General features: G+C 70.7%; 13 protein-coding genes. 3 read left to right on the plus strand and 10 right to left on the minus strand.

From position 1 onward, the window contains the following. Positions 1-23: 23 nt before the first annotated feature. From HUT12_RS18635 to HUT12_RS18670, 8 genes are all read right to left on the minus strand, one after another. Positions 24-590: a gluconokinase gene (locus HUT12_RS18635; RefSeq protein ID WP_176094203.1), complete on the minus strand. Its 567-nt coding sequence runs from the start codon at positions 588-590 to the stop codon at positions 24-26. Further along, positions 580-1,809 (minus strand): D-mannonate dehydratase ManD, encoded by a 1,230-nt coding sequence (manD, locus tag HUT12_RS18640; protein WP_131052619.1) that lies wholly within the window; start codon positions 1,807-1,809, stop codon positions 580-582. Before manD ends, HUT12_RS18635 begins: the two co-directional genes overlap by 11 nt. A 26-nt stretch (positions 1,810-1,835) precedes the next feature. After that, a complete protein-coding gene (locus tag HUT12_RS18645; protein ID WP_176094204.1) occupies positions 1,836-2,795 on the minus strand; it encodes a sugar kinase in 960 nt (319 codons plus the stop codon). Between the two features lie 75 nt (positions 2,796-2,870). Continuing rightward, complete coding sequence (locus HUT12_RS18650) at positions 2,871-3,494, minus strand: bifunctional 4-hydroxy-2-oxoglutarate aldolase/2-dehydro-3-deoxy-phosphogluconate aldolase (RefSeq protein WP_254876875.1); 624 nt, start codon at positions 3,492-3,494, stop codon at positions 2,871-2,873. A 2-nt stretch (positions 3,495-3,496) separates the two neighbouring features. After that, positions 3,497-4,645, minus strand: a complete 1,149-nt coding sequence (gene dgoD, locus HUT12_RS18655; protein ID WP_131052616.1) for a galactonate dehydratase — start codon at positions 4,643-4,645, stop codon at positions 3,497-3,499. A 7-nt stretch (positions 4,646-4,652) separates the two neighbouring features. After that, positions 4,653-5,468, minus strand: coding sequence for a carbohydrate ABC transporter permease (locus HUT12_RS18660; protein ID WP_176094206.1), 816 nt, complete (start codon positions 5,466-5,468; stop codon positions 4,653-4,655). Continuing rightward, complete coding sequence (locus HUT12_RS18665) at positions 5,465-6,418, minus strand: carbohydrate ABC transporter permease (RefSeq protein ID WP_236145676.1); 954 nt, start codon at positions 6,416-6,418, stop codon at positions 5,465-5,467. Before HUT12_RS18665 ends, HUT12_RS18660 begins: the two co-directional genes overlap by 4 nt. A gap of 70 nt (positions 6,419-6,488) precedes the next feature. Further along, on the minus strand, positions 6,489-7,730 hold the full coding sequence (locus HUT12_RS18670) for a sugar ABC transporter substrate-binding protein (protein WP_176095859.1): 1,242 nt from the start codon (positions 7,728-7,730) through the stop codon (positions 6,489-6,491). Positions 7,731-7,918: 188 nt separating this feature from the next. On the opposite strand from HUT12_RS18670, the gene HUT12_RS18675 reads away from it, so the two are divergent. Next, on the plus strand, positions 7,919-8,686 hold the full coding sequence (locus HUT12_RS18675; protein WP_254876876.1) for a FadR/GntR family transcriptional regulator: 768 nt from the start codon (positions 7,919-7,921) through the stop codon (positions 8,684-8,686). Between the two features lie 97 nt (positions 8,687-8,783). Here the strand turns inward: HUT12_RS18675 and HUT12_RS18680 are convergent, their stop codons facing one another. Continuing rightward, the gene (locus tag HUT12_RS18680; RefSeq protein WP_176094208.1) at positions 8,784-10,400 is read right to left on the minus strand and encodes a serine/threonine-protein kinase; all 1,617 of its coding nucleotides are present in this window, start codon (positions 10,398-10,400) and stop codon (positions 8,784-8,786) included. A gap of 158 nt (positions 10,401-10,558) precedes the next feature. Between HUT12_RS18680 and HUT12_RS18685 the strand changes: the two genes are divergently transcribed. Further along, a complete protein-coding gene (locus tag HUT12_RS18685) occupies positions 10,559-11,182 on the plus strand; it encodes a hypothetical protein (protein WP_131052611.1) in 624 nt (207 codons plus the stop codon). Between the two features lie 64 nt (positions 11,183-11,246). Further along, entirely contained in the window at positions 11,247-11,870 is a 624-nt protein-coding gene (locus HUT12_RS18690) for a DUF6518 family protein (RefSeq protein ID WP_176094209.1), read from the plus strand. A gap of 10 nt (positions 11,871-11,880) precedes the next feature. Here HUT12_RS18690 and sigJ read toward each other — a convergent pair whose 3' ends face one another. Beyond that, positions 11,881-12,765, minus strand: coding sequence for an RNA polymerase sigma factor SigJ (sigJ, locus tag HUT12_RS18695; protein WP_131052609.1), 885 nt, complete (start codon positions 12,763-12,765; stop codon positions 11,881-11,883). Between the last annotated feature and the right edge of the window lie 158 nt (positions 12,766-12,923).

Consider the following 12,923-nt stretch of genomic DNA (forward strand, 5'->3'; position numbering starts at 1 on the left):
GCCCCCCACGCGCCGTCCGGTGGTTACGCCGGAGGCTCGGCCACCACGGGTACGCCGGTGGCCAGGTCACGCACCGGCAGGCCGAGTCGCCGTACCGCCGACTCGATCAGCTCACCGGTGGTGAGTTGCAGGTCGAGCACCACGCCACGCTCGTCCCGCCAGAGCGGTTCCAGCGTCGCGGTCTGCGAGTCCAGCAGGCTCGGCGGCATGTAGTGGTCGGCGCGCAACGACATCCGTTGCCGGATGGTCTCGGTCGGTCCGTCGAGATGGACGAAGTCGACGCTCGGCGGGCCCTGCCGCAGCACGTCCCGGTAGGAGCGCTTCAACGCCGAGCAGGCCAGCACCGTCGACACGCCCTCCCGGTGCCGGTCGGCCATCCATCCGGCCAGGGCCCGCAGCCACGGCCACCGTGCGTCGTCGTCCAGGGGTACGCCCGCCCGCATCCGCGCCACGTTGGCCTCCGAGTGGAACTCGTCGGCCTCGGCGAACACCAGCCCGGTCAGCGCGGCGACGCCGTGGGCCACGGTCGTCTTGCCCGCGCCCGACACCCCCATCACCACGATGTGCCGGGTCGGTAGGTCACCAGTCATGGACCGTGCCGTCCATCAGCCGGTTGAACGGCAGGTAGGCCGGCTGGTACGGGTAGCGCGCGGCGGCCTCCTCGTCGAGTTCGACACCGATGCCGGGCTGCTCACCCGGGTGCAGGTAACCGTCGTCGAAGGTGAACGACTGACGGAACACCTCGTTGGTGAGCGGACCGTGCCGCATGTACTCCTGGATGCCGAAGTTGTGGATGGCCAGGTCCAGGTGCAGGGCGGCGGCCATGCCGACCGGCGAGATGTCGGTGGGGCCGTGGATACCGGACTTGATCTGGTACTGCGCGGCGAAGTCGAGCAGCTTGCGCATCGCCGTGATGCCACCGGTGTGGGTGACGGCGGAGCGCACGTAGTCGATGAGCTGCTCCCGGATCAGGGTCTGGTAGTCCCACACGGTGTTGAAGATCTCGCCGATGGCCAGCGGCGTGGTGGTGTGGTGACGCACCAGCCGCAGCGCCTCCTGGTTCTCCGCCGGGGTGCAGTCCTCCAGCCAGAACAGGTCGTACGGCTCCAGGGACTTGCCCAGCTTGGCGGCCTGGATCGGGGTCATCCGGTGGTGGCCGTCGTGCAGCAGCGGCAGTTCCGGACCGAACTCGTTGCGGACCGCCTCGAAGACCCCGGGCAGGTGACGCATGTACGCCCGGGTGTCCCAGTCCTCCTCGGCCGGCAGCGGGGTGCGCTGGGCCGGCTCGTAGTCGTACCGCTTGCCGCCGGTGCTGGGCTGCGCGGCGACCCCGTACACGGCGTTGATGCCGGGCACCGACGTCTGCACCCGGATCGACCGGTAACCCTGGTCGAGGTGGGCCCGGATCGAGTCGAACAGCTCCGGCAGGTCCCGCCCCGACGCGTGCCCGTACGCCATGATGCCGTTGCGGGACGCACCGCCGAGCAACTGGTAGAGCGGCATCCCGGCGGCCTTGGCCTTGATGTCCCAGAGCGCCACGTCCACCGCGGCGATGGCCGCCATGGTCACCGGTCCCCGCCGCCAGTACGCCGAGCGGTAGAGGAACTGCCAGGCGTCCTCGACGCGGTGCGCGTCCCGGCCGATCAGCAGCGGGACGACGTGGTCGCGCAGGTACGAGGCGACCGAGAGTTCACGCCCGTTGAGTGTGCCGTCGCCCAGGCCGGTGATGCCATCCTCGGTTGTGATCTTCAAGGTGACGAAGTTGCGGTCCGGACTGGAGACGATGACGTCTGCAGCGACGATCTTCACGAGGGTGCCTTTCTCGCAGGTGATGCTCAGCGAAGGGTGGTGCCGGCGGCGCTGCCGGTGATCAGGGACAACTCGTCGCGGCGGGGTAGGCCCTCCCAGTCGCCGTGTCCGGCGACCGCGAACGCCCCGAGCGCCACCGCGCGCCGGAGCCGGTCGGTCAGGTCCAGCCCGTCCAGATGCCCGGAAAGATAGCCGGCGGTGAACGCGTCACCCGCACCGACGGTGTCGACGGCGGTGACCGGCACCGCCGGGACGTGCTCCACACCGTCCACGGTGTACGCGCGGACGCCGTCAGCACCGAGCTTGACCAGCACCGTCGACACCCCCCGCCGGAGCAGGTCGGCGGCGGCACCGTGTTCGTCGGCCCCGGCCTCGGCGACCAGGTCCAGTTCGTCGGTGGAGGCCACGACGACCGAGGCGTACCCGGCGAGCGGGGTCAGGGTCGTCCGAGCCTCCTCCCGGGACCACAGCCCGGCCCGGTAGTTGACGTCCAGGCTGACCGGGATGCCGGACTCGGCCGCCGTGCGGACCGCCCAGCTCACCGCAGCCCGCGCACTGTCGGAGAGCGCCGGGGTGATCCCGCTCAGGTGCAGCAGGCGGGCACCGGCGGCGAGCGGAGCGCGCAGGTCGTCGACGTCGAGCGCCGCGCCCGCCGAACCGGCCCGGAGGTAGCGCACCCGGGACACGTCGGCGGTCCGCCGCTCCAGGAACATCACGCCGGGCGGGCGCTCCGGGTCCCGCCAGACGTCGGCGGTGTCGACGCCCTCGGCCCGCAACTGCCGCAGCACGAACTCGCCCAACTCGTCGTCGCTGACCCGGCCGGCCCAGGCCGCCCGGTGCCCGAGTCGCGCCACACCGATGGCCACGTTGGACTCGGCGCCGGCGAGGTGCATGCGCAACGGGCCGCCGGCCGCCAGCGGACCGGAGGACCGCAACGACACCAGCGCCTCACCGACGGTGAGCAGATCCCGCCGAGGCTCGGTCATGTCACCGCTCCGCTGCGCTGCGCGTCGCCATGACACACCCGAACACGATGATTCACTCGCTGACGCTCGTTCATGTCACCGCACCGCGTCGAGGAAGCGGCGGGCCCGGTCGCGCAGGGCGTCGAGGTCTCCGCCGGAGGCGGCGTCGCCCACCAGCGGACCGCCCACGCCGACGGCGATCGCGCCGACCGCCAGGTAGCCGGGCAGCTCGGCCAGGCCGACCCCGCCGACCGCGACGAACGGGATGTCCGGGAACGGGTCGCGCAGCGCTTTGAGGTACGAGGGCCCGCCGACCGAGGCCGGGAAGAGTTTGACCACGCTCGCCCCCGACCGCACCGCCGTGTACGCCTCGGTGGGGCTCAGCGCGCCGGCCGCGACCGGCAGACCACGCCTGGCCGCCTCGGCGATCGACTCGACCACGGCCGGCGTCACCACGAACTGCGCGCCGGCCGCCGACACGTCGGCGACGTCGGCGACGGTGAGCACCGTGCCGGCGCCGACGAACGTGTCGGCCGGGGCGTCGGCCCGGATGGCCGCGATGACGTCGAGCGCACCCGGGGTGGTCAGGGCCACCTCCACCACGCGTACGCCCTCGGCCAGCAGGGCGGTGCCGGTGGCGATGGCGGCGGCGGTGTCGGTGCCCCGGATGATGGCCAGCATCCGGGACCGGGTGAGTTCGGCGGTGATGTCGAAGGTCATGGTCACCATTCCGCGTAGGAGCCGTCGGGGTGCCGGAACATCGGGCTGCGCCAGGCGTGGCCGCGCTTGTCGGCCGCCCGCACCGCCTGCTCGTCGATCTCGATGCCCAGCCCCGGTGCGGTGAGTCGCTGCACGTACCCGTCGACGAAGGTCAGCGGCTGCTGGTCGACGCAGTAGTCCAGCACCTCGGCCCCGAGGTTGTAGTGGATGCCGATGCTCTGCTCCTGGATCAGGTAGTTCGGCGTGGCGAAGCCGACCTGGAGGCAGGCGGCCAGCGCGATCGGCCCGAGCGGGCAGTGCGGGGCGAGCTGCACGTCGAACGTCTCGGCCAGCGCGGCGATCTTGCGTACCTCGGTGATGCCACCGGCGTGCGCGAGGTCCGGCTGGGCCACCGCGATGCCGGCCTGGAGCACCGGGAGGAACTCCTGCCGGTTGTACAGCCGCTCCCCGGTGGAGACCGGCGTGCTGGTGGAGCGGACGAACTCGCCGATCAGGTGGGAGTTCTCCGGCACCACCGGCTCCTCCAGGAACAGCGGCCGGAACGGCTCCAGCAGCGGCGCGACCCGACGGGCGTTGGCCAGGGTGAACCGGCCGTGGAAGTCCACCGCCACGTCCCGCTCGTCGCCGAGCACCTCGCGGGCGGCGGCGACCCGCTGCACCACCGCGTCGAGTTCGGCGACGGAGGCCAGTGGGCTCATCCGCCCGGACGCGTTCATCTTGACCGCGGTCAGACCCGACTCGACCCGCGCGGCGATGTGGTCACGGACCTCGCTGGGTTCGTCACCGCCGACCCAGCCGTAGACCCGGATCCGGTCCCGGACGGGTCCGCCGAGCAACTGGTGCACGGGCGCACCGTACCGCTTGCCGGCGATGTCCCACAGCGCCTGGTCCAGGCCGGCGACGGCGCTGGCCAGGATCGCCCCGCCGCGATAGAAGGAGCCCTTGGTCATCACCTGCCAGTGGTCCTCGATGCGCAGCGCGTCCTGCCCGACGAGCAGCTCGGAGAGCTGCTCGACGGCGGTGCGGACGGTCTCCGAGCGGCCCTCGCAGGTGGCCTCGCCCCAGCCGACGATGCCGTCGGTGGTCTCCACCCGGACGAACAGCCAACGGGGTGCGACGAGGAAGGTCTCGACGCGGGCGATGGTGGTCATGATCGTGTCAGCCCTTCGTCGCACCGGCGGTGAGACCGGAGACCACGTACTTCTGCACGAACAGGGCGATCAGCATGATCGGCAGGGTGACCACGGTGGTCGCCGCCATCAGGCCGCCCCAGTCGATGCTGGCGTATCCGACGAAGTCGAAGATCGCCACGGGCAGGGTCTTCGTGCTCGCACCGGAGAGCACCAGCGCGAACATGAAGTTGTTCCAGGAGAAGATGAACGACAGGATGCCGGCGGTGGCGATGCCCGGTACGGACAGCGGCAGGGTGATCCGCCGGAACGCGCCGATCGGGGTGAGCCCGTCGACCAGTGCGGCCTCCTCCAACTCGTCCGGCAGGCCGTCGAAGTAGCCCATCATGATATAGACGATGAGCGGCAGCGAGACGAACATGTGGCTCAGGATCAGCACGCTGAAGCCGCCGACCATGCGCAGGTTCGAGAAGACGTAGTACCAGGGCACCAGCAGCGAGACGCCGGGGATGATCCGGGCCATCAGGACGACCAGCGCCGACTTCTTCATGTTGAAGCGGCTCATCGAGTACGCCGCCGGCACGCCCAGCAGCAACGACAGCGTCGTCGCCGCGAACGCCACCCAGAGGCTGTTGACGATGAACTGGACGTAGTTGGCCTGCTGCAGGACCGTGTTGTAGTTGTCCAGCGTGGGCGTGAAGACCACCGCCTTGCTGGAGTCGTAGATGTCGACGTTGGTCTTGAACGAGGCGGCGACCATCCAGATCAGCGGCGCCACCAGCGACAGCACCACGACGATCAGCGCGACCACGCGGAAGATCTTGAAACCCTTGCCCGGTTTCATCGGCCCGCCTCCTCCTTCTTCTTGCGCGCGGTGAGGACCCACATCAGGGCGATGATGAGCAGGAAGAACAGGATCAACACGGTCGACGACAGGCCGTACTCGTTGTAGTCGAAGCTCAGCCCGTACGCGTACACGTTGAGCGTCTCGACCTCGTTGAACGAACCGCCGCCGCGCCCCTTGGTGGCGTACAGGATGTCGAAGGTCTTCAGCGCGTCGATGCCGCGCAGCAGCACCGCGACGATCACGGTGGGCATCAGCAGCGGCAGTGTGACGTGCCGGAAGCGCTGCCAGGCGCTGGCGCCGTCGATCATCGCGGCCTCCTGCGGCTCGTCCGAGAGCGAGGTGAGCCCGGCGAGCAGGATCAGCACGACCATCGGCGTCCACTGCCAGATGTCGATGAAGATCGTGGTGGGCAGCGCGGTGTGCTGACCGGCGAGCCACGGCTGTGGCCCGATGCCGACCCAGCCGAGCGCCTGGTTGGCCAGGCCGATGTTCGGGTCGAAGATGAGCCGCCACATCATGCCGACCGCGACCGGGGTGGCCACCAGCGGCAACAGGATGGCGACGCGGACCCACTTCTCGCCCCGGAACGGCCGCCACAACAGCAGGGCGATAGCCATGCCGAGCACGACCTCGACGAGCAACGCGACACCGGTGAAGGCACCGGTCCGCGCGACGGCGGGCCAGAACCGGTCGGTGTCGGTCAGGACGTCGACGTAGTTCCGGAAACCGATGAACTCCGACTCGGCGCGGACCGACCCCGAGGAGTCGGTGAGGCTGAGGTACGCCGTCCAGGCGAGCGGAAAGATGATCAGCGCGGCGACGAAGGCCATGGCCGGGGCCGCGAAGAGCCACTTGCGATGGTCGTTGGCCCAACGCGCCCAACCGGGCGTGTCGGGCATGACGGAGGCGCTACTGGTCGCCCGCTCGGGGGCGCTGACTGCTGACATCAGATCTCCGTGATGGGAAGGCCGGGCGGGGGTGGCGGGACGATCGGCCCCGCCACCCCCGCGCTCGGTCCTAGCGGGCCTCGTCGTCCAGGAACTTCTGGAACGCCTCGTGGGCGGTGTCCGCCGAGGCGGCGGCGTCCCGACCGGTGATGGCGTCGACGATCGGCTGACCGACGATCTCCCGGGCCTGCGCCACGCGCTCGACCACGGGCCGGTCGTGACCCACGCCGTTGGCGAGGCTCACGGTGATCGCCTGCGCCATGTCCTCCGGGTAGGTCGAGGTGCCCTCGGGGTTCTCGAAGACGGAGGCGCGGGCGCCGGGGGTGCCGGCCTTCTGCTGGTCCAGCGACTGCTCCTTGCCGGCCGCCCACTCGATGAACTTCCAGGCGTTGGTCTGGTTGCCCGAGGCCTCGTTGATCGCCAGGCCCCACGAGGGGATGTTGTACGGCTTGGAACCGGCCGGACCGGCCGGGAACGGCGCGAAGCCGACGTTCTCGGAGACCCGCGACTTGCTCGGGTCGGTGGCGTTCGCGTAGAGCGAGTTGGCCTCCGGGTAGAAGGCGGCCTGGCCCTGGGTGAAGATGGCCATCGCCTCGGACCAGCTCATGTCGGTGCTGATGTTGGCCGGACCCTGCTCGCGCAGCAGCCCGCCGTAGAAGGCGTACGCCTGCTTGGCGGCCTCGCTGTTGACGGCGGATTTGCCCGCCTCGTCGACGAAGTCACCGCCGAAGCTGTAGAGGAAGCTGGAGAACTGGGTGACGGCGGCGGCCTTACCGGTCCGGGCCACGAAGCCGGCCACGCCGGGGTTGTCCGCCTGGATCTTGGTCGCCTGCGCCTTGAGCTCGTCGAGCGTCTGCGGCGGGGCGCTGAAGCCGGACTTCTCCAGCAGGTCCTTGCGGTAGTAGAGCACCTGCTGCTCGGTGATGATCGGGATGCCCACCACCTTCTCCTCGTAGGTGGTGGCGCTCACCGGGGCGTCCTGGAAGTCGGCGAAGTCGAAGTCCGAGCTGTCCTTGGCCTTGTCGGTCAGATCGGCCAGGTACCCGTTCTTGGCGAACAGGCGGCCTTCCTGCAGCGGCCGGTACATCATCACGTCGATGTCGTCGGAGCCCGCGTTGAGCTTCACGTTGTACTGGTCCGACAGCTGGTCCTCGCCGAGCTGGGTGACCTCGACCTTGAGACCGGTCTGCTGCTCGAACTCGGGCAGCGCCTTCCGGATGTTCTCGGTCCAGACGTGGTTCACCAGCGTCACGCGCACCGTGTCCGAGGCGCCGCTGTCCTCACCACCACCGCCGCAGGCGGAGAGGGTCATGGCGGCCACGACCGCCAGAGATGTCCCAACTATTGATCGACGTCCCACGTCCGTCTCTCCTTCTGTCCTGGCCGACGCCTCGGGGGGACGAGCGCGACCTCGGGCTGTTACATCCGCTTAACGTCCGGATGTTAGGCCGAAAAAGCAGACTTATACAAGGGGGAGACCTAACTGATATGATCCGAGCCGTGAAGGTTCCCTCACCCGGGGTGACACCCACCCAAACCGCCCCGACCGAGACCGGGCTGCACGGCCGCGTCCTCGATCACCTCGGCACGGCCATCTGCGGAGGCGAGCTGGCCTCCGGAGCCGTGCTGAACATCGACGACCTGGTGGACCGCTACGCCGTGTCCCGCTCGGTGGTCCGGGAGGTCCTCCGGGTGCTCGCGTCGATGGGATTCATCGAGACCCGCCGCCGGGTCGGCGTCATGATCCGGCCGGCGCACCACTGGAACGTCTTCGATCCCCAGGTGATCCGCTGGCGGCTCGCCTCCGCCGGACGCATCGCCCAGATCCGCTCGATCACCGAGCTACGGACGGCGGTGGAGCCGCACGCCGCCTGGCTCGCCGCGCGCCGGGTCGACCACGACGAGGCCAGCGACCTGGTCGGTCTCGCCGCCAAGATGTGGGCCGCCGGCAAGGCCGGTGACGAGGAACGCTTCCTCAGCCTCGACATCGAGTTCCACCAGCGGGTGCTCCGCGCCTCCGGCAACGAGATGTTCGTCAAGCTCCAGAGCCTGGTCGCCGAGGTCCTCATCGGACGCCACCATTACCACCTGATGCCGCACTACCCGCACGAGCAGGCCCTGCAACTGCACGCCGACGTCGCCCAGTCGATCCAGCGCCACGACGGCGAGACCGCACGCGAGGCGATGGTGCAGATCATGGAGCACGCGTTCGAGGAGATGTCCTCGATCTGGGAGCAGGGGCTCGCCCCCGAGCCCGAGCCCGCCTGACGGGACCGGAACCGGCCCGGGCGGAGCGGTCGACGTCCGTCCCGGATCGGCCCAGGCCGTCCGCGTCCTGCCGGATCGGACCGGCAGGACGGTCGGATCAGACGGCCCCTCGGTCGACCAGGCTGAATGTGGTGTCGACCTCGCCGTCGCCGAGGAACTCCACGTAGATCACCTTGCGGCTCCGGCTCCACTGCACGAAGCCGTGCTCCTCGTTGTACAGCACGTGGGTGGGGCGACCCTGGTCGTCCTTGCTCTCCTCGATGGGCCTGATGCTGAACAGTGTCGCCTGGGTCGCCACACAATCGGCGCCCACCAGCGAGGAGGACGTGCTCGGCTGGCGTTTCACCCCGAGGCAGGGCCGGTGTGCGATCTCGGGATTCAAGGATTTGATCATGTAGTCGACGCCGAACGGCTGAAGGACGAAGACGGCGTCCGGCCCCGTGCCGTCACCGACGTGGACCCTGCCGTCGCCGTCCACCGACAGGTCGCGGTCGATCTCCGCCACATGCAGCAGGGTCCGACGCTGCCCGTTGAGAATGCCCAGGGCGGCCTCGACGGGATCCAGCGAGGTCCTCGGCTTACCCGACCCGGCCGGCACCGGATCCAGACTCCGGGAGACGGACGGCCCGGTGGAGGTCGCGGCACCATCGAGGACGCCACGCAGCAGACGCGGGCCGACCAGCACGGCCGGCACCAGCAGCGCCGCCGCGACCACCGTGGCGACCAGCACCAGCCGGCTCCGCCGCTTCCTCACCCGGCCGTCGGACACCGGCTTCGGTGCCACTGGGGCGTCGCTCCCACGACCGGGCGTTCCACCGCCGCTCACCGCCGACACCGACGAGACGGCGGATGCCGACGCCGCGGCGGCCAGCATGCGGTCGGCCTCGCGCGACGACGGTGCCGTCGTCAACAGTTCGTCGAGCAGTGCGCGGGCGGTGGGACGCTCCGCCGGGTCCTTCGCGAGCGCCCGCTCGACCAACCCGCGCAACGGCCCGCCGAGGCCGGTGAGGTCCGGCGGCTGGCTGAGGATCCGCATCGCGGTGGAAGCCGGCGAGTCGCCCGCGAACGGCGTCCGCCCGGTGGCCGCGTAGGCGACCACCGCACCCCAGGCGAAGACGTCCGCCGCCGGACCGACCGTACGATCACGCCCGGTCTCGAACCGCTCCGGTGCCATGTACGCGATGGTGCCGACCATGTGGTTCGTCCGGGTGTGCTGACTGGTCGCCTCGAAGGCACGGGCGAGGCCGAAGTCGATGACCTTGATGCCGCCCAACGCGACCAGGACGTTGGCCGGCTTGAGGTCCCGGTGGATCACCCCTGCGCCGTGGATCGCGGCCAGCGCCGTCGCCACCCCGACGGCCATGCTGTGCAGGGCACCCGCACCGAGTGGTCCCTGCGCCCGGACCACCTGGGCGAGGCTCGGCCCGTCGACGTACTCCACCACCAGGTACGGCGGATCGTGATCCGGATCGGCGTCCAGCACCTCGGCGGTGCAGAACGGCGGCACCTGGCGAGCCTGGTTCACCTCGCTGCGGAAGCGGGCCCGGAACTCGCCGTCGTCGGAGAGATCCGGGCGGATCATCTTGATCGCCACCTGCCGGCCCTGCCCGTTGCGGGCCAGGAACACCTCACCCATACCGCCCTCACCGAGCCGGCCGAGCAGGTCGTACCCGCCGAGCCGCGCCGGATCACCGGGGCGCAGTGGCTGGTTCACGTCCCCATTCCACAGTTCGTGGCCGACCCGGGAACCGTTCTGCGCATGATCTTCCCCTACGGATACTCGGAGGTCGATTCGACACCCTACCGCCACTCCTGAGCGAAACGGCCAACGGTGAGTGCGGACCCGGCGGACCGCCTCCGTACCATGCGGGCATGGCGTTGCTGCACCGGGCGGAACTGCGCCCCACCAAACTGGAGCTGTTGGCGACGTGGCTGCCCGGCCGCGTCTGGTATCGCGGGGACGCCGACGCCGAGGTGGTCCGCGTGGGCGCGTACCGCTTCGACGATCCGGCCGGTGAGGTCGGGATCGAGACGCTGCTGGTGCGCGTCGGCACCGGCCCGGTGCACCAGGTGCCGCTCACCTATCGCGGCGAGCCGCTGGCCGGCGCGGAGGACCGGCTGGTCGGCACGATGGAGCACTCGGCGCTGGGTCGGCGGTGGGTCTACGACGCCTGCGGCGACCCGGTGTACGCGTCCGCGCTGGCCGACGCCGTCCTCGCCGGCACCGGCCAGGCCGAGGAGTACTTCGAGGAGGACGGCGAGCGGCAGGTACGCCCGCCGAACATGGACATCGCCAGCGACGCCCCGGCGGCCGAGGTGCCTCCGGTCGGTGCCGTGCGGTCGATCGTGGACGGCGACCTGACCGTGATCGTCACGGACGGCGTCGAGCTGACCGTGGTCCGCCGTCCGGGCGCGGGCGCGACGGCGACCGGGGTCGCGTTGATCGGCACCTGGGACGACGTGAGCGCGCCGCTGGCGTACGCCGCACCGCGCTGACCACCGCCGATACGGCTTCCCCAGCCAGCGGCGACCCACTGCATACCGAGTATGCTTCTGCGCCATGCGTCCCGCCCCCGACCACCGACGCGTGGCCCTCCTCGCCGTGCTCGGCGGTTTCCTGCTCGGCTTCCTCGACTTCGTGTGGATCAAGTACGTGCCGTATCCCTTCGCCGAACTGGGCAACTCCAGCGCGGTGTGGGCGGTGGCGGCGTTCGCCTTCGGGTTCCGGGTCCGCTCCGGCCCGGTCCGGGCGGCCGTCGGTGCCGCCGTCGGGCTCGTGGTCGCGGTGCCGAGTTACTACGTCGCGGCGGCGCTCATCCAGGGCGACGACTGGGCGGTGCTGGGGGCGACCACCTCGCTGATCTGGATGGCGTTCGGAGTCCTCGCCGGAGTGGTCTTCGGCGTCGGCGGTGTCTGGGCACGCGGAACGGGGTGGCGGCGGGTGATCGGGACAGCGCTGCCCGCCGCCGTACTCTTCGCCGAGGCGCTGTTGCAGGCGCGACGGATCAACCACCCGAGCTACGGCATCGAACCGCTCTGGAACGCCCTGATCAACGCGGTACTCGGCGTCCTGGTCGTGGTCCTGGTCGGCCGCACCGCCCGGCAGCGGCTGGTCGCGCTGGCCACGGCGGTGCCGCTCGCGCTGGTGGGGTTCGCGGCCTTCCGGTTGGCGAACTTCGGCTGACCGCCCGGCGTCAGTCGGTGAACGCGGCGAGATCCAGCGCGTCCAGCCGGTCCGGATCGGCGATCACGTCGATCGCGGCGACGCGTCCGTCCGCGACGGTGAAGGCCATCACCGACAGGGGACGTCCGGCTGCGACCACCACCACCCCGGCGGCGCCGTTGACCACCGCCGGCCGGGCGAACGGCGAGAACCGGCCGAACGACGTGGCCTCGGCGGCGACGGAGGTGGCACCCCTGATCACGGTGGTGAACCGGGCACGGCCCGCACCGCCGTCGGACCGCAGCACCACCTCCGGGTGCAGCACGGCGACCAGCGCGTCGAAGTCACCGTCCCGGGCAGCGGCGAGGAACGCGTCGACCACCTCGCGCTGACGGCCGAGATCGGCGTCCGGCAGCGGCGCCTGCCCGCGTACCCGGCGTCGGGCCCGGCTGGCCAGTTGACGCGCGGCCGTCGGCGTCCGGTCGACCATCGGCGCGATCTCGTCGAACGGCACACCGAACATGTCGTGCAGGACGAACGCCAGCCGCTCGGCCGGGGCGAGCGTGTCGAGGACCACCAGCAGCGCCAGCCCCACCGAGTCGGCCAGCACCGCGGCGTGTTCCGGATCGTCGGCACCCTCCGGGTCGACCACCGGATCGGGCACCCGGGCGTCGAGGGGCTCCTCGCCACGACGCCGACGGGTCCGCAGGGTGTTCAGGCAGACCCGCGCCACCACCGTGGTCAACCAGGCGGTCAGGTTGTCCAGCGCGGCGGCGTCCGTACGGGCCAGCCGCAACCACGCCTCCTGCACGGCGTCGTCGGCCTCCCCCAGGGAGCCGAGCATCCGGTAGGCCACCGCCCGCAGGTACGGCCGCTGCTCCTCGAACTGCGCGGCCAGCCGATCAGACTCGATCATCGTTCGCCCTCCTCCGGGTCCACCCGCTCGACCCCGCCGAGCCCGCCGATGTGACGACGCCGATCACCCGGTCACCATCGTCGTCCGCGCGGGGTCGAGCCCGGCGAAGCCACGAACGGTAGCCGACCGCACGGCGGACGGCCCCGACGCAGGGAGAG

This window comes from Verrucosispora sp. NA02020, from assembly GCF_013364215.1.
Taxonomy (GTDB): domain Bacteria; phylum Actinomycetota; class Actinomycetes; order Mycobacteriales; family Micromonosporaceae; genus Micromonospora.